The following is a 20,377-nucleotide window of genomic DNA, read 5'->3' as shown; positions in this document are numbered from 1 at the left end:
CTTCCGAACGAGAGTGACGACGTGAGCGAGAGAGCGAAACCGCGCCGGTCGCGGCGCAGGAGAAACAACCGGCGGCGGAGTGTCCTGGTCGCGGCCCTGGCCACGGCCCTGACCGGCGGCGCGATCACCACCGGGGTCCTGATGTCGGCCTCCGCGGCCGGCCCGGCGGCGGGGACGTACCGGATCGTCAACGGCGCCGACGGTACCTGCCTGACGGCGCCGTCGAGCGGCGCGCAGCTGGCGGCCGCGGAGTGTGCGGGCGGCGCCGCGCAGACCTGGCAACTCGACGACTCCGACGGCGGGTTCACCGTCACGACCGCGTCCGGCGCGCTGTGTGTCGGGGTCAAGGGCGCCTCGACGTCGGCGGGCAAGGCCGTACAGCAGCAGGACTGCGACGGCGGCGACTCGCAGGTGTGGAAGCTGACCGAACTGGGGTCGGCGTTCCACCTCGTCAACGTCGCCAGCGCCAAGTGCCTCAACCTCAAGGGCGAGTTGGCGCAGCAGAACTCCTGCGACAAGGCGAGCGGCAAGAGCTGGACTCTGGAGGCCGCGGACGCCTCCTCCTCACCGACGCCCTCCGCCTCCGCATCGGCGTCGCGCACCGCGTCCCCGACCGCCTCACCGTCGGCGACGTCATCGGCCTCCGCGTCGAAGTCGCCCGCGGTTTCGGCTTCGGCGTCGGTCTCCGCGACCAAGTCCGCCACCGCGTCGGCGAGTTCCTCCTCCGGCAGCACCACGCTCGGCGCCTGGCCCACCGTCACCGGCGGCAAGGCGGTGACCGCCACCATCGCGGTCTCCGGTACCTACGACGGAGGCCTGGCGCGCTTCTACGGTTCCGGCGACCTCGGCAGCGCCGGCCAGGACGAGGACCAGGGACCGCTGTTCGAGCTTGCCGACGGTGCCGTGCTGAAGAACGTCGTCCTGGGTGCACCGGCCGCCGACGGCGTGCACTGCCTGGGCAGTTGCACCCTGCAGAACGTGTGGTGGGAGGACGTCGGCGAGGATGCGGCCACCTTCAAGGGGAAGTCGGCCTCGGCCACCTATCTCGTCGACGGAGGCGGTGCGAAGGGCGCGGACGACAAGGTCTTCCAGCACAACGGCGCCGGCACGCTGACCATCAAGAACTTCCAGGTCGCCGACTTCGGCAAGCTCTACCGCTCGTGCGGCAACTGCAAGACCCAGTACGAACGCCATGTCGTGATCAGCAACGTCAAGGCGACCAGCCCCGGCAAGGTACTGGCCGGCATCAACTCCAACTACGGTGACACGGCCACGATTTCGGGTGTGACCATCGTGGGCGACAGCAGCAAGAAGATCACCGTGTGCGAGCGCTTCCAGGGCAACTCCACCGGAGCCGAACCGCCTTCGCTCGGCAGCGGGCCGGACGGCACGTACTGCCGCTACAGCGCTTCGGGCATCACCTACTCGTGAGCCACTCCGGTCGGTTTGCGTGAGGGGGCCTTCATCGGAGGGGGCCTTCATCGTCGTCGTGGCGGTGAAGGCCCCGGGGCCGCCCGTTCGCCGGGCGACCGGCGCTCAGTAGTCGTTCGACGGGCAGTACATCGGGGCCAGTTCCGTGTTGTCCTCGGTGATGAGGCGGATGGGCAGCTCGGTGATCTTCTCGACCTCCTTGTACTTGCGGAGCAGGTCCACGGTGTTCTCCACCGCCAGCTCACCGATGCGCATCGCCGAGTTGGTGACCGTGGCGGAGAAGCGTCCGTCCTTGAGCGCGGCCAGGCCCTCGTCGGTGCCGTTGACCGTCACGATCCTGACGTCCTCGGCGGCCGCCGCGTCGAAGGCCTTGCGGACGCCGAAGGCCATCTCCTCGTTGGCGACGAACGCGTACCGCAGGTCCGGATGAGCCTCGATCATGTTCGCGGCGACACCCTGTGCCTTGGCGGCGTCGAACATGCCGGGCGCCGTCGCCACCACCTCGGCGTTGGCCGGCAGCCGTTCGCTGAAGCCGGAGGTGAGCAGGTCGGAGGCGGCTCCCGGTGCTCCGGCGATGACGCCGACCTCCACCTGCCGTCCTGCTGCGTCCCTGGCGACCCAGTCGGCGTCCAGCTCCCCGACCTTCCTGAGGTCGACGACGACCGCCCCGAGGAGGTCCGCCGTGTCCTCGGGGACGAAAGTGGTCAGGAAGATGGGTATGCCCGCCTTCTTGGCCTTCGCGATGTCGTCCTCGAGCGCGTCGACGTTCACGGTCTGCACGATGACCGCGTCGACGTCGCGCGCGATCATGTCCTGGATGTTGGACAGCTCGGTGCCGGGGTCCTGACGGGAGTTGGCCGTGTAGAGCGTGACGCGCTGGGCGGTGGCCTCCTCCTCGACGGCTTTGCGCAGGCACGTGTGGAACGCGGTGTCGGAACCGTTCACGAACCCGATGGCGAGCGGGCCGGAAGCGGTGCGGGACTGGGACTGTGCTCCGCAGCCGCTCAGCACCAGGGTGGTGCCGACGACCGATGCGGCCAGCGCTCTTCGGGGCCGGGTGGACATGGGCATGGGAAGACCGTCCTTCGTGGCGGGCGGAAGCGGCTCGATTCGCGACTGCCCGGATGCCTGCCGTCCGGTAACGCGAGCCGGAAGCTGTGCGACGGCGGCTGACGGTACCGCCGCGCGGACGAGGCTCACCCTTCGCGGAACGCAAAGTGAACTTGCGCATCCGGAGTGCATCCGGAGTGCATCCGGAGTGCATCCGGAGTGCATTCGAATTGCGTCCAGACCGCGTCCAGACCGCACGGAGGCGCGGTGCCTGGTGGTGTCACCAGACACCGCGCCTCGTCCTTCGGCGACGCCCGGGGCGGCGGCCACCGCCATGTCGTACGCAAGCATCCTGCGACCGCGATGAGCAGGGTCGGCGCGTGCGACCCGTGAAGGGCGTGGCCTGAGCGGTCTGAGCCGTTCGAGCGGCCTGAGCGGCTTCAGGCGGGTGCCGCGCCGTGGGGCTTCACAGCACCTTTCGGCGTACCAGGGCCGAGAGCACGATCGCGCCCGGCAGCAGGGGCAGCCAGACCGTCAGTACGCGATAGCCGATGACGCTCGCCGTGGCGAGCGTCATCGGCGCGCCGAACACCACGAGGGCGATCACCAGCGCCGCGTCCACCGGCCCGATGCCGCCCGGCGCGGGCACGGCTCCGGCCACCGCGCTGGCCGCGAGATACGCGAAGACCACGTGCGGCCAGGGCAGGGGCAGACCGAGCGAGGCCCCGACCGAGGCGAGCACGCCCGCCTGGAACAGGGGGAAGGCGGCCGCCCCGCCCCACAGGGCGAGTACCCGGCTGGGCCGGGTGTGCAGGATCCGCGCGTCGGTGAGGGCGGTGCGGACGAACTCGAGCAGCGGGCGCCGCAACCGGCGTACGACCGTCAGAAGCACGGCCGTCGCGGCGAGACCGACGAGCACGCCTGCGGCGACCAGCAGCAACGTCTGCCCGTCCGGGACGAGTTGGCCGATCCGCAGGGTGCCGGGGAAGGCGAGCAGGAACGCGAGGATCAGCACCATCTTCGCGATCGGCTTGACCAGCGAGTACAGGGCGAGCGAGGCGGTCGCCCGCGCGAGGGATATGCCGCGGCCCTGGAGGAAGCGGAGGGTGACGGCATGAGCGCCGATCCCGGCCGGAAGAACGTGGTTCGCCGCGCCGGCGGCGAACTGCGAGGCGAGCAGCGGCCCCGGCGGAAGCCTCTCCGGGATGGCCCCCTGCCGGGTCACGGCGGCGCCCACCCAGCACAGGCAGGTGAACACCACCCCGGCCAGCAGCCACCAGGGGTCGGCGGAGGCCAGCCGCGCGGTGCCGTCGTGCATCGCACGCCAGTCGACGGCGGCCCACGCACCGATCAGCAGCAGCGGGACCAGGCTGAGGGCCAGGCGGACATGGCGTGTGGGGGAGAGAGCGGGGGAGGGGCTAGGGGAGGGGGAGGGTGAGCGAGTCAGGGTGAGCGGCCCTGGGAACTCGTCGATCCGGATCTGGGACACGGCGCACGTCGTCCTTCCGCGTCGCGTCCCGCGGGGTCACGGGTCGGACGGATACAAGGCGAGGCAAGAGGGGACGCGGGGAGCGTTCCCCGCCCGCGTGACCACAGGGTGTCCGGGAGCCGAAGCGGCGTCGGAGGCTGGGCGACTTGGCAGCCCCGACCTGTCGGTCGAGCCGCTTCCGGCTACGACGTCGAGCAGTTCGTGCGTACGCAACTCACCGGACCGGCAGAACCTGCTCCGCCCAGATCGTCTTCCCCGTGGCGGTCGGGCGGGTGCCCCAGCGGTCGGTGAGCTGGGCCACGAGGAGGAGGCCGCGGCCGCCCTCGTCGGTGGTGCGGGCGCGGCGCAGGTGGGGGGAGGTGCTGCTGGCGTCGGAGACCTCGCAGATGAGGGTGCGGTCGCGGATGAGGCGGAGCTGGATGGGTGCGCCGCCGTAGCGGATGGCGTTGGTGACCAGTTCGCTGACGACGAGTTCGGTGACGAAGGCGGCCTCGTCCAGTCCCCAGCGGGTGAGCCGCTCGGTGGCGTACTGGCGGGCGGTGGAGACCACCGCCGGATCGGCGGGCAGGTCCCAGACGGCCACCTGTTCCGAATCGAGGGCGCGGGTACGGGCGAGGAGCAGGGCCACGTCGTCGGCGGGGCGCCGGGGGAGCAGGGCCTTGAGGACGTTGTCGCAGGCGTCCTCCAGGTTGCCGGCCGGCGCCGCGAGGGCAGTGCACAGGGCGGCGGTGCCCGTGTCCACGTCGAGGTCGCGGGCCTCGACGAGACCGTCCGTGTAGAGAGCGAGCACGGCGCCCTCGGGCAGGGTCAGTTCGGTGGCCTCGAACGGGAGGCCGCCGACCCCCAGCATCGGCCCGGCGGACACCTCGACGACCTCGACGGCTCCGTCCGGGAGCAGCACCACGGGCGGCGGGTGTCCGGCGGCGGCGATCGTGCAGTGCCGGGACACCGGGTCGTACACCGCGTACAGGCAGGTCGCGCCGATCTCCCCGGTCGTCGCGTTCTCGTCGGCCGCCAGATGTCCGACCAGGTCGTCCAGGTGGGTGAGCAACTCGTCCGGGGCCAGGTCGACATCGGCCAGTGTCCACACCGCCGTACGGAGCCTGCCCATGGTGACGGAGGCGTGGATGCCGTGCCCGACGACATCGCCGACGACCAGCGCCACCCGGGTCCCGGACAGCGGGATCACGTCGAACCAGTCGCCGCCGACTCCCGCCTGCGACAGCGCGGGAAGGTAGCGGGAGGCGAACTCGACCGCCGCCTGCCCGGCCATCGCCTGCGGCAGCAGACTGCGCTGCAGAGCCAGCGCGGTGGTGCGCTCCTTCGTGTAGCGGCGGGCGTTGTCGACGCAGATGGCCGCACGGCTGGCCAGCTCACGGGCCAGCGACACGTCGTCCTGGTCGAAGGGATCGGGACGGACCGGGGTGAGTTGCCGTACGAGGACCGACACCCCCAGCGTCGTACCCCGTGCGACCAGCGGTACGGCCATCAGGGACAGGTCGCCCGCGTCGAAGTCCCGCAGTTTGGCGGACCGCTCGGCGTGCCGGGTCAGCCAGGTGTCGAGGTCCGGGTCGCCGGTGCGGGTGAGCACCGCCTGCCCGGTGGCGAGGGCGCGGGCCGGCGCGGAGGAGGGCGGATAGACGTCAGCCGCGCCCAGGTCGATCGCCGCCTCCGGCACCCCGGCCGTAGGGGAGTGGTGCGCGACCCGGCGCAGCTCCACGTCGCCGCCCACCGGGCCGACGACCGGCTCCTCGCCCTGGAGCACCGAGTCCAGCAGATCCACGCTCGCGAAGTCCGCGAGCCGGGGCACCACCAGCTCGGCCAGCTCCCGGGCGGTGTGGATGACGTCCAGCCTCGTACCGATGGAGGTGGCGGCCTCGTTCAGCAGGGCGAGCCGCTGCCGTGCGGAGTGCTGCTCGCTGCTGTCGAAGGCGGCGAGGGCGACGCCGAGCAGCTGCCCGGCGGCATCCCGCAGGGGCCACATCTCGGTGTTCCAGGCGTGCATCCGCATCCCGGAGGGCGCGCGCGTCCAGCTCTCGTAGTGCACCGGCAGGCCCGTCTCGACCACTTTGCGCAGGTGGCTCAGGAAGCCTCGGCTGTGTTCCGCGTTCTCCACGGTGTCCGGGAAGAAGCGGCCCAGGAAGTCCGCCTCGTGCGAGCCCATGATCCGGGACGCCGTGTCGTTCATGCGCAGATACCGCTGCTCGGTGTCGAAGACGGACATCGACATCGACGACTGCCGGAACGCCAGCTCTCCGAGCGCCTGCCCCTGCGGCTCCGGCGCCGCGGTGATCACGTACCCCTGGCGCTCACCGTTCCCGCCCCGCAGCGGGCACACCCGCAGGGCCAGCCGGGTCCGCTGCCCGTCCCGCCGCCGTACGTCCACGAGCGCGTCGCCCGCCGTCCGCAGTACCCGCTGTACGTCATCGGTGTCCGCCAGGTCCGACACCGGCCGTCCGGTGATCTCCGCCGAGGTGTACCCCGTCAGCAGGCGCGCGCCCTCGCTCCAGCCGGTGACGATGCCGTGCACGTCGACGACCGCCATGGCGTCACCGGCCGTGGCCGCTCGCCCCTTGTCGCCCGGCAATGTCGCCATATGTACAAGAATGGTCCGATCCGGTGATCGCATCAACCCAGGTCCCGGTATCTGCGGCGCGGTGACGCGCAGGGCGTGGTCCCGGAGCGTGTCGTCAGAGGTCCGGCGAGTCGCTGATCGGGCCTTCCCGTCGCAGCCCACATCCTGACGTGACGCACTCGTGCCGCCCCAGAACCCAGGGAGAACCATGGCCGACGACAGCGATCACCACGAGGCTCCGGCACCGGCTCCCGCACCGGCTTCCCCGCAGGCGCGCGCCGCCGGGCTGCTGCGCCGCCCCAAGCTGTGGCTGATGCCCACCGTTCTGACGGGGCTGCTCGCACTGCTGCTGTCCCTGCTCTACATGGGCGGAATCGTCAACCCGAACGGCGCGCTGCACGACCTGCCCATCGGCATCGCCAACGCGGACCGGGGCGAGCCGCTGCCCGGGCAGCAGGAGAACCTGGGGACGCAGATCACCCGGTCCATCACCTCCGGCAATTCCGACACGGTCGACTGGCGCACGCTCACCACCGCCCAGGCGCAGGACCAGCTGGCCTCCGGGAAGATCTACGGCGCCCTGGTCGTCCCCGCGGACTTCACCGCCTCCGTCGCCGCGCTCACCACCGCGAACGCCAAGGCGCGGCCGGGGATCACCGTACTGACCAACCCCGGTATGGGCAGCTTCGGTTCCTCGCTGGCGAGCAGGATCACCCAACAGGCCGCCCAGCAGGCCTCCTTGGCCATCGGCAGGGAGCTGACGGCGGCCCCCGCCACCGCACAGGCCGGCTCCACCGGGCGTCTGCTGCTCGCCGACCCGGTCACGGTCACCACCAAGGTGGGCCACCCCATCGGCGAGCACAGCGGCCTCGGCCTGACCGCGTTCTACTACACCCTGCTGCTCGTGCTGGCCGGCTTCATGGGCGCCAACATCATCGGCACCGGAGTCGACAGCGCCCTCGGCTACGCGGACACCGAGATCGGCCCCTGGCACACCCGCCGCCCGACCGTGCCCATCAGCCGGACCCAGTCGCTGCTGCTGAAGATGGGCATGACCGCCGGGATCACCGTCCTCAGCACCACCTTGATCATGGTCGCCACCGTCGCGATCCTCGGCATGGACGCGTCCCACCTGCCGCTGCTGTGGATCTACTCCTACTGCGCGAGTCTCGCGGTCGGACTCGGTGTGCAGGCCATCAACGCCGCGTTCGGCGGGATCGGCCAGCTCGTGTCCATGTTCGTGTTCATCGTCCTGGGCCTGCCGTCCTCCGGAGCGACCATCCCGCTGCAGGCCGTCCCCGGCTTCTACCGATTCCTGTCCCTCTTCGAGCCCATGCGCCAGCTCAGCGACGGCGTCCGCGCCATCCTCTTCTTCGACGCGCGCGCGGATGCCGGCCTCACCCGCGCCTGGCTGTGGATCGCGATCGGCACCGCCCTCGCGCTGCTCTTCGGCTTCGCGATGACCCGCTACTACGACCGCAGGGGGCTGCACCGGCTGACTCCGCGGCCCGTCTGAAGCGGCGGTCGGCTCCTACGGTTTGCGGGCCACCGCCCCGTACATGGCGATGTCCTCGTCCCGTATCGGCTCGGCGGCGGCCCTGCCGGCACCGTCCGGATGCCACTTGTGGACCTGCGCGATGCCGGGCTCGACCAGTTCGAGGCCCTCGAAGAACTCCCCGGCCTCGGCGTGCGTACGCAGCCGCATGGGCATGCCGCGGGCCGCGTACTCGTTTGCGACCCGCCCCACCTCGTCGGGCGCGAACTCGGCGGTGGCGATGGACATCGCCAGATAGCTGCCCGAGGGGAGCGGGTCCAGGAGGCGGCGGACGATGCCGACCGCGTCGTCCTCGTCCAGCGCGAAGTGGACGATCGCGATGACCGTGAGGGCGACCGGCTTGCCGAGGTCGAGCGTTTCGCGCAGCTCCGGGGCGTTCAGGATGCTCGCCGGGTCGCGCATGTCCGCTTCCAGGTACGACGTCCTGCCCTCGGGCGCGCCGGCCAGCAGGCCCTGGGAGAGGGTGAGGACGAGGGGGTCGCTGTCCACGTAGACGACCCGGGACTCGGGGGCCACCGACTGGGCGATCTCGTGGAGGTTGGGCGAGGTGGGGATGCCGGTCCCGATGTCGAGGAACTGGCGTATCCCCGCCTCCTGGGCGAGATGGCGCACGGCGCGGTTCATGAAGTCGCGGTTGGCCCGCATGTGCACCGGCAGGGCGGGCCACTCCCGTGCCATCGCGTCGCCCGCCTCCTTGTCGGCGGGGTAGTAGTCCTTTCCTCCGATGATGTAGTCGTAGATCCGTGCGGAGTGCGCGGTCTCGGTGTCGATGCGGCCGGCCGGTCCTGGGTTGTCGGACAACGCCGTTCCTTCCGTCGAGTGGTGACCTACGTCGTCAACTGAGCGTCCGTGTCGCGGAGTTGGCGCCCGCGCATCAGGCGTCGCAGCTGTCTCCCGGGACACTAGTCATCTCGTGGGCGGGGGAAACCACGGGATGGCGCCCCGCCGCATGGCGGGGGATTCCAGCCGAACGGCGCGTACCCGGGTGGTTCGTCCTCGGGGCACCATGAACGCACTGGTCACACCGCAGTGACCGGAGCGCGAGGAGCCGTCATGACTGCCGAGCCGACGACCGCCACTTCACCGGCACACACCGGTCCTGTCCCTCCGCCGCCGCCCTTCGACCCGGAGCTGGCCGCCGTCCTGGAACTGGTCAGGGAGCAGATTCCGACCACCTTCACGCTGGAGCAGATTCCTCTGCTGCGGGAGGCCACGACCCCCTTGCGGCCCTCGGACGAGGACCTGCGGCGCGGCGGCGCCTTCCAGGTCGAGGGGTGGTCGGCACCGGGGCCCGAGGGGGCGCCGGACGTCTCGCTGCTCATCTGCCGGCCGAGCGGCGTGAACACACCGTTGCCGGCCGTGTACTACATCCACGGTGGCGGGATGGTCGTCGGCGACAACCGGATGGGGGTGCCCGAGGCGCTCGACTGGGCCGAGGAGCTGGGGCTCGTGGTGGTGTCGGTGGAGTACCGGCTCGCGCCGGAGAACCCGCATCCGGCGCCCGTCGAGGACTGCTACGCGGGCCTGGTGTGGACGGCGAGGAACGCGGGCGAACTCGGGATCGACGCGGACCGCATCATCGTCGCCGGAGGCAGCGCCGGCGGCGGGCTCACCGCTGCCCTCGCCCTGCTGGCCCGGGACCGCGGCGGGCCGGAGCTGATCGGCCAGATGCTGATGTGCCCGATGCTTGACGACCGCAACGACTCGCTGTCCGGCCACCAGATGGCAGGGCTCGGCGTCTGGGACCGCACCGCCAACGAGATGGGCTGGCGCGCGCTGCTCGGGGAGGCGAGCGGCAGACCCGATGTCTCGCCGTACGCGGCCCCGGCCCGCGCCACCGACCTGTCCGGGCTGCCCCCGGCCTTCATCGACGTGGGCTCGGCGGAGACCTTCCGCGACGAGGACGTCGCGTACGCCACCCGCCTGTGGCAGGCCGGCGGTCGCGCCGAGCTCCATGTGTGGCCCGGCGGCTTCCACGGCTTCGAGGGGCTGGCTCCACAGGTGCCGCTGTCCCAGGAGAGCCGGGCGACCAGGCTCCGCTGGCTGCGCCGGCTCCTCGGCGCCTGACCGGCCGGTTCGCGGCCCCCGACGGTTGGCAGGGCGGGCCCACGGTCGCAGGATGGTGTCTGTGAGAGAGCTGGCAGGACGCCTCGCGGAGCTCGACCCGGACGCGGGCGCCGCGCTACAGGTCATCGCCTACTTCGACCGTCTGATGGAGGGCCGGGTAGGCCTCGAGGCCCTGGTACGCGGCGCCGCCGTCCTCTCCGGCTGCCCCGCCCGCCTCATCGACGACCGCCGCGGCATCCGAATCCGCGTCGAACCGGACGGACGACGGGAGGACTCCGGGGGGCCGGCGGATCCGACGTGGCCGTGGGTGTCGCTCGACACCTCCGGAGTGGCGGGGTCGGGGGCGCGGCTGGGCATCCCGGCCGCGGCGTCCCCGGGCTCCCTCGACGCCGCCTCGGCCGCGGGGCGGCTGGGCACCCTTGACGCCGGCCTGGTCTCGAAGTCGCCGGGGAACCCGGATGCGGGCCCGGCCTCGGTGTCGCAGGGGAACCCGGATGCCGTCCCGAGTCCGGTGTCGCAGGGGAACCCGGATGCCGTCCCGAGTCCGGTGTCGCAGGGGAACCCGGATGCCGTCCCGAGTCCGGTGTCGCAGGGGAACCCGGACGTCGCCTCGGCCTCGTCGTCATCGGGCGTCCCGGATTCCGTTCGGCCGTGGGCGCGGCTGGGCTCCCTCGATGCCGTCTCGCCATCGGGGTCGCCGGGCTCTCTCGACGCAGCCCCGGCCCCGGTGTCGCGGGGGAACCCGGACGCCGCCCCGGCGTCACCGGGCACCCCCGATACCGCCCCGCCGCAGGCGTCGCTCGACACTCCCCATGCCACCCACCCACAGGCGCAGCTCGACACCCCCGACCTCGCCCGTCCGTCGGCCCCGCAGACCCCGGCCGCTCTCTGGCTGGAGACCCCCGGCCCGCCCGACGGGGTGCGCGCGATGATCCTGGAGCGGGCCGCCGGTGCCGTACGGGCTGTTCTGGAGCGGACGCGTGGCTGGGCGCCCGCTGCCGTGTCGGCTCCCGATCCCGCGCTCGTAGAGGTGGTCCTCGACGCGTCCGCGCCGCGTGCCACCCGGATGCGTGCCGCAGCCCAACTGGGGTTGAGGCAGGGACAGTTGGTGCGGGCGCTGGCGCTGTACGAGGGCGGTGCGGAGATTGTGACCGCCGGACGGCCGGGGAACGAGGCGCGGCGGGCCGGGGTCGGACCGGCCGTGGAACCGGACGGGCTTCCGGGGTCGTGGGCCGCCGCCAGGACCGCGCTCCGGCTGACCGCCGAGGGCACGGCGCACGATCCGGGGCCTCGAACGGTGTACGCCGACGAGCTCGGCGGTCTGGTGCTGCTCGCGGACGCGGTGGGCCCGGACACCCCGCCGGTGCCCGACGAACTCGCCGTGGAACGGGCCGTCGCCGAGGCTCCCTGGGCGGCCGCGACACTCCACGCGGTGTCCGCCTCGCCGAGTCTGCGCGCGGCCGCCGCCGAACTGACGGTTCATCACTCGACGCTCCAGGAACGCCTCGTACAGACCGAGCATGTCCTCGGCTGGGACGTGCACTCCCCGCAGGGGCGACTGCGTCTGCAACTCGCTCTCGCGATACGGAAGTTGCGGCGTTCGGCAAAGACCGGTCAGGCCCCGGAGGGCGCCCGGCGTTCCGACGTCCGGTAGGGGAGCGCCAGGGCGGGGAGGGCCGTGCGGAAGTCGGTCACCGGCGGTGATCTCCTCCGGCACCGACGGCCTACAGCCGACGCCGCCCGCCGTGCCGCATCTCCCGCGGGCTCACCCCGTAGCGCTGCCGGAACGCCGTGCTCAGCGCACTGGCTGAGGAGAAGCCCGACGCGTACGCGAGGTCGGTGATCGTCAGATGTTCGCAGTCACCGCACCGCAGGCGCTCGCGGACCAGGCGCAGGCGTTCCTCGCGGATCAGTTCGCGGGGGGTGGTGCCCACGCGCTGCAGGGCCAGCTGGATCTGGCGCAGCGACCAGCCGAGGGTGTGCGCCATGGACGTACCGGTGAGGGCGGGGTCGGCGGCGTGCTCGCGCACATAGCGGCGGACCATTGTCTCCACGTCGGTGAGATGCCTGGCCGAGTCCGGGCGGTCGTCGGCGGAGGCGAGCATGCACAACAGCTCGACGACGCGGTCGGAGACGGCGTTGAACTGGGGATCGGTGAGGTGGTCGCGCTCCGCGTGCAGGTCGCTCACCATGGAGTTCACCACGCGTCCGAGGCCTCTGCTCAGATCGAGGCTGGTGGCCAGCGGCGACCTGCGGTTCAGTGGCCCGTCCACCTCGTGGGCCGGGATGGTGAGGACGAACGCCTGCGCGGACGCGTCCTGGTGGCACTCGAAGGGCGCCCCGAAGGAGACGAGCGTGCCCGTTCCCGGGGTCAGCCGTGCCTCCCGCTCGTTCTGCCGTACGACGATCTCGCCGGTGAGCGGAAGCAGCAACCGGTAGTCCTCGTCCGGGTCCTCCCGGACCTGCCGCGCGGACCTGCTGTACGCGACCTCGTCCGACCGGACCCTGACGAGCTGGTAGGCCTCGGTGCGCTGGCGGACCGTCTCACCGCGGAAGTTGTCGGTGCGCGGGTACCGGTAGCCCATTTGGGGCTCGTAGGACCCGATGTGCTCGCTCCAGAAGTCGGTCCGCTCGCGCGGATCCACCTCCCCGGTCGTCCGCGTCTCCACCAAGTAGCTTTCCGCGGACAGCGACGACACCATCAACTCCCGTGCAACTCCCGTACCAACGGCCGTAGTTACTCGCGGTCAGCCTAGTCCACACGGTCAGTGCGCATGACAGCAACTTCCTTGCGCGCGGGCGCAAGCGCCGAAGCCGCCGCGCGGCTAGCGTCGTGCGCCGCGTCACTTGCGCCCCAATCGACTCACGCACGCCCCTGCTCACGCCCTCATCGACTGACGCACGTCCCCGCTCGCGCCCTCACCGACTCACGTACGCCGTTACTCGCGCCCCCGTCGACTCACGTACGCCTTCAGAGGACTTGAACCCCATGACCGAACCGATACCGGAGGTGGCGTTCTGGTGCCTGGCCGTCTCGCTGCTCGCCGTCACCGTGCTGCTGGTGCGCCAGCGCGGGATCACCGCGCGGCAGCGCGGGCGGACCGCCGAGCTGGCGGACGAACTGCGGGCCCGGGACGAGGAGCTGCGCCATGTGGTCGCGGTCCGCCTGCCGGCCCTCGCCGACTCCCCGCAGCAATCGGGCCCCGCGACCGGTCTGCTCGACGTCCGGCTGGCCGACACCGACTTCGCCAAGTGCCTCGACAGCGTCCTCGAACGCTTCTCCGGTGCCGTGGAGCACGCGCAGTCCCGTGCCGACCAGTCCGCGAAGGCCGCCCTGAAGGCGTCGATGCGCTCGATCCAGGCCCTGGCCAACGAGCAGCAGGTGTCCATCTCGGAGATGCAGGACCGCCACGACCACCCCGACGTGCTGCGCGACCTCCTCGAAATCGACCACACCAACGCCCAGTTCGGCCGCCGGGCACAGGCCATCGCCGTGCTGTGCGGCTCGTGGCCCGGACGGCAGCGGGCCACCTCCGCGCTGATCGAGGTCGTGCGGGGCGCGACCTCCCGCATCCGTGACTACCGGCGGATCCGGATCATCGGGCAGGTCGACATCGCCGTCGAGAGCCGGGCGGTGGAGCCGGTGGTCCTCGCCATCGCCGAACTCCTGGACAACGCGGCCCGCCACTCGCAGCCCAACACGACCGTCGAGGTCAACGTCCAGTCCGTGCACAACGGCGCCTGTGTGGTCATCGACGACGCCGGGGTCGGCATGGACGGCCAGGCGACCGAGGACGCCGCCGAACTGCTCTCCGGACGCCACGCGGTGGACGTGACCCGGCTCGACGACCCGCCCCAGTTCGGCTTCGCCGTCATCGGAGTGCTCGCCGCGCGGTACGGGTTCAGCGTCTCCGTGGACACGCGCTCGCCCTACGGGGGTGTCCGCGCCGTGGTGTTCGTACCGGCCGCGCTGCTCACGCATGTGGACACGGCCGCAGCCACGGTCCAGGAGCCCACGGCCGAACCGGCGCGAACCACCGAGTCGGCGCGCGAGCCCCGCACCGCCGAACCCGTGTCCGCCGAAGCGACCACCGCCGGAGGCCTGCCGAAGCGGCGCCGCCGCGCACCAAGGGCGGCGACGGTCTCCGAAACGGCCACCGCCGCAGCCGCCGAGGAGCCCGGAGACCGCTCGGCCGAGGAGCAGGCCCGGCGCATGGGCGCGTTCGCCCGCGGCACCCGCTTCGGCCGGGCCGCGCAGGACATCCCCGACGCAGCCGATGAAACCCCCCACATGACCGAAGGGAACACACAGGGATGATCGCGCCCATGACCAACGAGCTGGGGTGGATGCTCGACGAGGTCCTGAAGGTGCCGGAGGCGCGGCACGCGATCCTGCTCTCCGCCGACGGCATGCTCCGGGCCCACTCCGCGGACATCGACCGGGACGACGCCGAGCGGATGGCCGCGGGCCTGTCCGGAGTGCAGTCGATCAGCCGCAGCACCGCCGAGTTCTGCGGCAGCCCGGACACCCCCTGGCGGCAGACGCTGATCGAGTTCGCGCACGGGTACGTCTTCCTCGTCGCCGCCGGTGAGGGTACCCACCTCGCGGTGTCGACCACCGAGAACGTGGACATGGAGGCGGTCACCTACCGCATGCACAAACTGGTCGACCGGCTCGGCAAGGAGCTGACCAGCCCGGCCCGGCAGGACACCGGCAGCCCGGCATGACGCCCGGGCGCCGCCGCCTGGGCGAGCGGCTGGTGCGGTCCTACGTCGTCACGGAGGGCCGCTCCCAGCCGTCCCGCAACACCCTGGACCTCGTCACCCTGCTGATCGCCGCCGAGGATCTGCCGCTGACCGGCCTGAGCCCGGAGAAGCGCCGGCTGATGGAGCTGTGCCGGCCCGGAGCGCTGTCGGTCGTCGAGGTGGCCGGGCATCTGGCGCTGCCGGTCAGCGTCACGAAGGTGCTGATCGCCGACCTGATGGACAGCGGGCACATCGTCACCCGCGCGCCGATTCCGTCCGCCCAGCCGTCCGACACCAGCATCCTTCAGGAGGTGCTCGATGGGCTCCGCGCCCGCCTCTGACGACGTCTATCTCCGGCCCGGCGTGCAGACGGCCGTCAAGCTGCTGGTCGTGGGCCACTTCGCGGTCGGCAAGACCACCTTCGTCGGAGCGCTGTCCGAGATACGGCCGCTGCGCACCGAGGAGATCATGACCGAAGCCGGCGCCCTCGTCGACGACTTGGCGGGTACGACGGACAAGACGACCACGACGGTGGCCCTCGACTTCGGCCGCCTCACCCTCAACGACTCGCTGGTCCTCTACCTGTTCGGCACCCCGGGGCAGCAGCGTTTCTCCGAGCTGTGGCAGGACATGACTCACGGAGCCCTCGGCGCGCTCGTCCTTGCCGACACCCGGCGCCTGGGAGAGTCCTTCGAATTCATGGGTGTACTGGAGGAGTTGGGGCTGCCGTACGCCGTTGCCCTGAACGACTTCGACGACGCCTCCGCATACGGTCTTGCCGAGGTGCGCGAGGCCCTCGACCTGCTGCCGTCGACCCCGCTCGTGCGCTGCGACGCGCGCGACCCGGTCTCGTCCACGGAGGCGCTGATCACCCTCGTCGAGTATCTGCTGACCCGCACCGGCGACTTGGAGCACGCGTGACTGCCGTACCGCCGCCCGTTCCCCCACGGGGCTGCCCGTTCCACGAGCCGCTGCACGGACCGGAGTTCGCGGCCGATCCCGCCGCCGTCTACCGGCGGCTGCGCAAGGCCGGGCCGACCGCGCCCGTCGAGCTGGCGCCCGGCGTCCAGGCCACGCTCGTCACCGGGTACGACGCCGCCCTGCACGTCCTGCGCAGTCCCGAGACCTTCTCCAAGGACCCTCGCCGCTGGACGGACCTCTCCGACGGCACCGTGCCGATGGACAGCCCGGTCGTGCCGATGATGGCGTACCGGCCGAACGCGCTGTTCACCGACGGGGAGGAGCACCGCCGGCTGCGCGGGGCGATCGCCGACAGCCTGGCCCGGGTGGAGCCGAGCATGCTGCGCGGGTACGTGGAGCGCAGCGCCGACACGCTCGTCGACCGGTTCGCGCCGCTCGGAACGGCGGACCTGCTCGGTGAGTACGCGCAGGTCCTGCCGCTGCTGGTCTTCAACCACCTCTTCGGCTGCCCGGCGGAGTACGGTGTCCGGCTGGTCGAGGGCATGTCCGGGATCTTCGACGGGGTGGACGCCGAGAAGGCGAACGAGCTGCTCACCGCCACGCTGGTGGACCTGGTCACGCTGAAGCGGGCCAGGCCGGGGCAGGACATGACGTCCTGGCTGATGGCGCACCCCGCCGGGCTGACGGACGAGGAGATGATCCACAGCCTTGTCCTGCTGATGGGCGCGGGCACCGAGCCCCAGCAGAACCTGATCGCCAACAGCCTGCGCCTGCTGCTGTCCGACGACCGGTTCGCGGGGGATCTGTCCGGCGGCAGCCTGCCCGTGGAGGACGCCCTCGACGAGGTGCTGTGGGCCGACCCGCCGATGGCCAACTACGCCGTGCACTTCCCGATGCACGACGTCGTGTACGAGGGGGTGTTGCTGCGCGCGGGCGCCCCGCTCGTCGTCAGTTTCGCCGCCGCGAACACCGACCCCGCTCTGGCAGCCGATCAGCGGGCGGGCAACCGTGCCCACCTGGCGTGGAGCGCGGGACCGCACAACTGCCCCGCGCAGAGCCCGGCCCGGCTGATCGCGGCGGTCGCGGTGGAGAAGCTCCTCGACCGGCTTCCGGATGTCGAACTGGCCGTTCCCGTCGAGGAGTTGGTCTGGCGGCCCGGCCCGTTCCACCGGGCGCTCGCCGCACTGCCCGTGCGTTTTCCGCCCGCCACGGCTGTCGTACGGACGGACGGCGGGCGGCCGTCGTACGCGAGCGCCGTACCGGTGGCGGCGGGGGAGGAGCCCGCAGCGGTGCCCGACCGTCCGAAGAGCGGCTGGGCCCGGCTGCTGGCCTGGTGGCGCGGGGAGTGACCGTTCCCGGCTAGCGGACCCGAACGGGAAGGGAGCGGTGGCCGTTGGAGATGAAGGAGTCCACCGGCCGCAACTCGTCCTCGGGAACGGCGAGTTGGAGGCCGGGGAACCGGTCGAAGAGCGCCGGTAGCGCGATGCGCGCCTCCATGCGGCCCAGCGGGGCGCCGAGGCAGTGGTGCACGCCGTAGCCGAAGGCCAGGTGCTCCTTGTCGGCGCGGGTGACGTCGAAGCGGTCGGCGTCCTTTCCGTGCCGCTCGGTGTCGCGTCCGGCGGCGGCGTAGGAGGCCAGGATCGCCTCACCCTTGGCGATCACGGTCCCGTCGGGGACGCCGAGTTCGGTGAGGTCGAGGTCCGTCACGGCGTACCGCAGCGGCAGGCTGGCGACCGGTGCGTCCACCCGCAGCGTCTCCTCGACCACGTCGTCCCACGAGGCCCGGCCCGCCCGCACGGCCGCGAGCTGGTCCGGGTGGGTGAGCAGGGCGTGGACGGCGTTGTCGATGAGGTTGACCGTGGTCTCGTGCCCGGCGCTGATCATCAGCACCAGGGTGTCGAGGAGTTCCTGCTCGGCGAGCTGAGTGCTGCCCTCCTCGTCGCGGGCCGCGATGAGGCCGGTGGTCAGGTCGTCGCCGGGCGACTCCCGCTTGGCGGCGACGAGTTCGGCCAGGACGACGTACAACCGCTCGTAGGCGGCCGTCATCTCGCCCGGGTCGGCGGAGGTGTCGAAGATGCGGTCCACCAGCCGGCGCAGCTCAGGACCGCCCTCCTCGGGCAGGCCGAACAGTTCGCTGATCACCTGGATCGGCAGCGGATAGCAGAACTCCTCGCGCAGATCGACGACTTGGGAACCGCTTCCGGCTTCCTCGATGCGGTCGAGGAGCCCCTTGGTGATCTCCTCGATCCGTGGCTGGAGCGCTGCCGTCCGGCGGGCGGTGAACGCCTTGGACACCAGGACGCGGAGGCGTTTGTGGTCGCCGCCGTACGCGGTGAACATGTTCTGCACGGCGACCCAGGTGAACAGCGGCCACTCCGGGGTGATCTCCCCGTTCGCGAACCGGGGCCAGTGCTGCCGGGCGTCCTTGGACACCCGGGGGTCGGTGAGCAGCCTCTTGAGCAGATCGGGGCTGCTCACCGCCCAGGCCTCCACGCCGCCGGGCAGTGCGACACGGGCCACCGGCCCCGCTGCACGGATGCGGGCACCCTCGCCGTGAATGTCGCGGCCGGTCGGGTCGATCACTAAAGGGCTGGGGTTTCCCATCAGGAGCCTCCACGGCATCAGGCATGCGCCGGTCATTCGGCACATCACCCTAAGCTGCCGTCCGGTTGCCCAGCGAGATCGCCCGGCGCCCGTTGCGTACGAGGGCAACTTCCCTGCGCGTACAGGCAAGTTGATCGTTCTGGTGGTTAGGGCCTGTCCGGCGGATCAGGCCGGAGGAAAGCAACGGCACCTTGCAAACACAGGTGGGCGTGCCAGACCCCGCGTCTGCGGCCTGATCCGCCGGACAGGCCCTAGGCCACGCCTAGGCGTGTCCGCGGCGCAGAAGACGGCGGCGCGGACGGCGCGGTTCCTGGTCCGGGAGCCAGCCGAAGGCGAGGCAGCTGCCGACGGCTCCGAGGAGGAGGCCGACGAAGAAGCCGCCGAGGTTGGAGGTGACCCAGGTGCCGAGGGTGAGGAGGATGCCGAGGAGGGAGTAGAAGAGGCGCTGCACCGGGTTGAAGAGGATCAGCAGGCCGCAGAGCACCATCAGGGTCGGCAGCAGATAGCCGGCCAGGCCCTGCGCGCCCATGTGCATGACGACCTTCATGGACGCCTTCTCGGTGAGCAGGATCTCCGCCCCCGCCAGGGTGAGCAGCAGCCCGCCCCAGAAGGGGCGGTGCGCGCGCCACTGCCGGAAATCGGACCTCAGGTCCCCTGGCTTCGTGATGCGATTCATCAGCAACCCTGGGAGCTGAAACTGAGGTTGAGGCCGGGGAGCTTGAACACCGCCGCCGTGGTCGCGTAGTTGGTCTGCCGCAGGTTCGCGATACGGACGGTGTCGGCCTGCTGGCTGAACACGCCGATGGGGCCCTGGACTCCGGCCTTGTCGAGGGTGCTGGCGTCGTTGCCGATCTCGATGTTCTTGAAGGACGCGTCGCCCGACAGTTCCGTGGAGTCGGTGGTGAGGTGGCTCGCCTGCACCTTCTCCTCGCCGCCGCCCGCCTTGATGAGCAGGTTCGTGCCGCCCAGGTCGACGCTCTGGCACAGCTTGGTGAGGGTCGCTCTCTTGATCGCGGAGGTGACGACCAGGACCTGGCCGCCGGTGTCGCCGGCGTTGGGGCTGCCCTCGGCCATGTAGTCGAGGCCGCCGAACTGCTCGAAGCCGGTTCCCTTGAGCTCGGTGGCGGTGACCGTGAACGGCATGCCGGAGATGGCGAACTGGACGCCGAGAGCGCCCTGCGCGGTGAGGATCATCAGCCCCGCGGCGATCGCGGTGGCCGGTACCGCCATCACGGCGGCTCTGCGCAGGCGGACCCGCCCGCGTCTCACCGGTTCGTCGGCGGCGGAACCGCTTTCCGTGCTTTCCGGGTCGGACGGGGTGGATGGGTTGGACGCCGTGGCGTCCGAGGACGAGGCCATGTCTGCTCCCTGGGCATGGGCGATGCGGGTTAGGGGATTCAACGGCGTGTTGTCCTGGCGCGGACAGCGGCTGCGACGCGGGCACCCTTGTCTCTCCTGGCGGATGGAAGGGCTTTCTTGTTACGCCTCAGTAGCCGTCGAGGAAGTTACCGGGGGTTACAGACGTGGGTCAAGGGACCTGTGGGAAAAGGGTGGCGGTTGTGCGACAGCTGTGAAGAGGGCGGCCGCTCTGATCTCCAACTTCCGTTCCCTGCCTTGACGTTGACCGTCCGGCGGGTCTAGAACTCTCCCTTGTCTCCACGGATCCGTGGCGCCGGATCCGCAGCGCGGCACATGTCACCCTCCTGGTCCCCGCTCTGTCGCGGGGCGGCGTGACACACCCGAAAGCGCATGCCATGTGCATCTGAAGCGCATCCGAAATGCGCGCGGCGCAATCTCCTGTCCAGCCCCCCCACGGCACCGGCACGGTCGCCTTCCCCCTTGGGCCGTGCCCGGTAGCCCCGTTGTCGCTGCCGGTCCGTCGCGTACGGAGAAGACGTCACGGGCCGGCAGCGGCCCCCTGCCCGCGCACCCCCTTCGG

Annotated in this window: 16 protein-coding genes and 3 pseudogenes; 11 read left to right on the top strand and 8 right to left on the bottom strand. The window is 71.4% G+C overall.

Going from position 1 to position 20,377, the window contains the following annotated elements; genetic code table 11:
* Positions 1-141 precede the first annotated feature (141 nt).
* Both OG246_RS39750 and OG246_RS39745 read left to right on the top strand, forming a co-directional pair.
* A pseudogene (locus tag OG246_RS39750) lies at positions 142-501 on the top strand (RICIN domain-containing protein); the annotation flags it as partial.
* A 216-nt stretch (positions 502-717) separates the two neighbouring features.
* Positions 718-1,431: pseudogene (locus tag OG246_RS39745) on the top strand (pectate lyase); the annotation flags it as partial.
* A gap of 105 nt (positions 1,432-1,536) precedes the next feature.
* Here the strand turns inward: OG246_RS39745 and OG246_RS39740 are convergent.
* The 3 genes from OG246_RS39740 to OG246_RS39730 form a co-directional block, all read right to left on the bottom strand.
* Complete coding sequence (locus tag OG246_RS39740) at positions 1,537-2,502, bottom strand: sugar ABC transporter substrate-binding protein (RefSeq protein WP_266474091.1); 966 nt, start codon at positions 2,500-2,502, stop codon at positions 1,537-1,539.
* A gap of 445 nt (positions 2,503-2,947) precedes the next feature.
* Positions 2,948-3,970, bottom strand: coding sequence for a lysylphosphatidylglycerol synthase transmembrane domain-containing protein (locus OG246_RS39735; RefSeq protein WP_266474090.1), 1,023 nt, complete (start codon positions 3,968-3,970; stop codon positions 2,948-2,950).
* Positions 3,971-4,184: 214 nt separating this feature from the next.
* Positions 4,185-6,566: a SpoIIE family protein phosphatase gene (locus tag OG246_RS39730; protein WP_266474089.1), complete on the bottom strand. Its 2,382-nt coding sequence runs from the start codon at positions 6,564-6,566 to the stop codon at positions 4,185-4,187.
* A 187-nt stretch (positions 6,567-6,753) separates the two neighbouring features.
* Here OG246_RS39730 and OG246_RS39725 point away from each other — a divergent pair, with 187 nt between their 5' ends.
* A complete protein-coding gene (locus OG246_RS39725) occupies positions 6,754-8,061 on the top strand; it encodes a YhgE/Pip domain-containing protein (protein ID WP_266474088.1) in 1,308 nt (435 codons plus the stop codon).
* Positions 8,062-8,076: 15 nt separating this feature from the next.
* On the opposite strand, the gene OG246_RS39720 is transcribed toward OG246_RS39725, so the two are convergent.
* Positions 8,077-8,901: an SAM-dependent methyltransferase gene (locus tag OG246_RS39720; RefSeq protein WP_266474086.1), complete on the bottom strand. Its 825-nt coding sequence runs from the start codon at positions 8,899-8,901 to the stop codon at positions 8,077-8,079.
* A gap of 252 nt (positions 8,902-9,153) precedes the next feature.
* Between OG246_RS39720 and OG246_RS39715 the strand changes: the two genes are divergently transcribed.
* The 3 genes and pseudogenes from OG246_RS39715 to OG246_RS39705 all read left to right on the top strand — a co-directional run bounded on the left by OG246_RS39715 (position 9,154) and on the right by OG246_RS39705 (position 11,821).
* Positions 9,154-10,167 (top strand): alpha/beta hydrolase, encoded by a 1,014-nt coding sequence (locus tag OG246_RS39715; RefSeq protein WP_266474085.1) that lies wholly within the window; start codon positions 9,154-9,156, stop codon positions 10,165-10,167.
* A 61-nt stretch (positions 10,168-10,228) separates the two neighbouring features.
* Positions 10,229-10,483: pseudogene (locus OG246_RS39710) on the top strand (PucR family transcriptional regulator); the annotation flags it as partial.
* Positions 10,484-11,095: 612 nt separating this feature from the next.
* Positions 11,096-11,821 carry a helix-turn-helix domain-containing protein gene (locus OG246_RS39705; RefSeq protein ID WP_323178382.1) on the top strand — a complete coding sequence of 242 codons (726 nt, stop codon included), beginning with the start codon at positions 11,096-11,098 and terminating at the stop codon, positions 11,819-11,821.
* A gap of 70 nt (positions 11,822-11,891) precedes the next feature.
* Here OG246_RS39705 and OG246_RS39700 read toward each other — a convergent pair whose 3' ends face one another.
* The gene (locus OG246_RS39700) at positions 11,892-12,869 is read right to left on the bottom strand and encodes a helix-turn-helix domain-containing protein (protein ID WP_266474083.1); all 978 of its coding nucleotides are present in this window, start codon (positions 12,867-12,869) and stop codon (positions 11,892-11,894) included.
* Between the two features lie 287 nt (positions 12,870-13,156).
* Here OG246_RS39700 and OG246_RS39695 point away from each other — a divergent pair, with 287 nt between their 5' ends.
* The 5 genes from OG246_RS39695 to OG246_RS39675 are packed head-to-tail and all read left to right on the top strand — an operon-like array spanning position 13,157 to position 17,183.
* Positions 13,157-14,485: an ATP-binding protein gene (locus tag OG246_RS39695; protein WP_266474082.1), complete on the top strand. Its 1,329-nt coding sequence runs from the start codon at positions 13,157-13,159 to the stop codon at positions 14,483-14,485.
* Positions 14,482-14,895, top strand: coding sequence for a roadblock/LC7 domain-containing protein (locus tag OG246_RS39690; protein WP_266474081.1), 414 nt, complete (start codon positions 14,482-14,484; stop codon positions 14,893-14,895). Before OG246_RS39695 ends, OG246_RS39690 begins: the two co-directional genes overlap by 4 nt.
* Entirely contained in the window at positions 14,892-15,254 is a 363-nt protein-coding gene (locus OG246_RS39685) for a DUF742 domain-containing protein (protein WP_266474080.1), read from the top strand. Before OG246_RS39690 ends, OG246_RS39685 begins: the two co-directional genes overlap by 4 nt.
* Entirely contained in the window at positions 15,232-15,834 is a 603-nt protein-coding gene (locus OG246_RS39680) for an ATP/GTP-binding protein (protein WP_266474078.1), read from the top strand. Before OG246_RS39685 ends, OG246_RS39680 begins: the two co-directional genes overlap by 23 nt.
* Entirely contained in the window at positions 15,831-17,183 is a 1,353-nt protein-coding gene (locus OG246_RS39675) for a cytochrome P450 (RefSeq protein ID WP_266474077.1), read from the top strand. Before OG246_RS39680 ends, OG246_RS39675 begins: the two co-directional genes overlap by 4 nt.
* A 10-nt stretch (positions 17,184-17,193) precedes the next feature.
* Here OG246_RS39675 and OG246_RS39670 read toward each other — a convergent pair whose 3' ends face one another.
* The 3 genes from OG246_RS39670 to OG246_RS39660 all read right to left on the bottom strand — a co-directional run bounded on the left by OG246_RS39670 (position 17,194) and on the right by OG246_RS39660 (position 19,797).
* Positions 17,194-18,438, bottom strand: a complete 1,245-nt coding sequence (locus tag OG246_RS39670; protein WP_266474075.1) for a cytochrome P450 — start codon at positions 18,436-18,438, stop codon at positions 17,194-17,196.
* 262 nt (positions 18,439-18,700) lie between these two features.
* Entirely contained in the window at positions 18,701-19,114 is a 414-nt protein-coding gene (locus OG246_RS39665) for a DUF6114 domain-containing protein (RefSeq protein ID WP_266474073.1), read from the bottom strand.
* Positions 19,114-19,797 carry a DUF6230 family protein gene (locus OG246_RS39660; RefSeq protein WP_266474072.1) on the bottom strand — a complete coding sequence of 228 codons (684 nt, stop codon included), beginning with the start codon at positions 19,795-19,797 and terminating at the stop codon, positions 19,114-19,116. The genes OG246_RS39665 and OG246_RS39660 overlap by 1 nt, the downstream gene beginning before the upstream one ends.
* Positions 19,798-20,377 lie beyond the last annotated feature (580 nt).

Source organism: Streptomyces sp. NBC_00620 (assembly GCF_026341825.1).
Taxonomy (GTDB): Bacteria; Actinomycetota; Actinomycetes; order Streptomycetales; family Streptomycetaceae; genus Streptomyces.
This window is presented reverse-complemented; position numbering and strand designations above follow the sequence as displayed.

Excerpts from the sequence above, each read along its gene's own strand:
- OG246_RS39740 (WP_266474091.1), bottom strand. The coding sequence starts at position 2,502 with ATGCCCATGTCCACCCGGCCCCGAAGAGCGCTGGCCGCATCGGTCGTC.
- OG246_RS39730 (WP_266474089.1), bottom strand. The coding sequence starts at position 6,566 with ATGGCGACATTGCCGGGCGACAAGGGGCGAGCGGCCACGGCCGGTGAC.
- OG246_RS39725 (WP_266474088.1), top strand. The coding sequence starts at position 6,754 with ATGGCCGACGACAGCGATCACCACGAGGCTCCGGCACCGGCTCCCGCA.
- OG246_RS39715 (WP_266474085.1), top strand. The coding sequence starts at position 9,154 with ATGACTGCCGAGCCGACGACCGCCACTTCACCGGCACACACCGGTCCT.
- OG246_RS39705 (WP_323178382.1), top strand. The coding sequence starts at position 11,096 with ATGATCCTGGAGCGGGCCGCCGGTGCCGTACGGGCTGTTCTGGAGCGG.
- OG246_RS39700 (WP_266474083.1), bottom strand. The coding sequence starts at position 12,869 with ATGGTGTCGTCGCTGTCCGCGGAAAGCTACTTGGTGGAGACGCGGACG.
- OG246_RS39695 (WP_266474082.1), top strand. The coding sequence starts at position 13,157 with ATGACCGAACCGATACCGGAGGTGGCGTTCTGGTGCCTGGCCGTCTCG.
- OG246_RS39690 (WP_266474081.1), top strand. The coding sequence starts at position 14,482 with ATGATCGCGCCCATGACCAACGAGCTGGGGTGGATGCTCGACGAGGTC.
- OG246_RS39685 (WP_266474080.1), top strand. The coding sequence starts at position 14,892 with ATGACGCCCGGGCGCCGCCGCCTGGGCGAGCGGCTGGTGCGGTCCTAC.
- OG246_RS39680 (WP_266474078.1), top strand. The coding sequence starts at position 15,232 with ATGGGCTCCGCGCCCGCCTCTGACGACGTCTATCTCCGGCCCGGCGTG.
- OG246_RS39670 (WP_266474075.1), bottom strand. The coding sequence starts at position 18,438 with ATGGGAAACCCCAGCCCTTTAGTGATCGACCCGACCGGCCGCGACATT.
- OG246_RS39665 (WP_266474073.1), bottom strand. The coding sequence starts at position 19,114 with ATGAATCGCATCACGAAGCCAGGGGACCTGAGGTCCGATTTCCGGCAG.
- OG246_RS39660 (WP_266474072.1), bottom strand. The coding sequence starts at position 19,797 with ATGGCCTCGTCCTCGGACGCCACGGCGTCCAACCCATCCACCCCGTCC.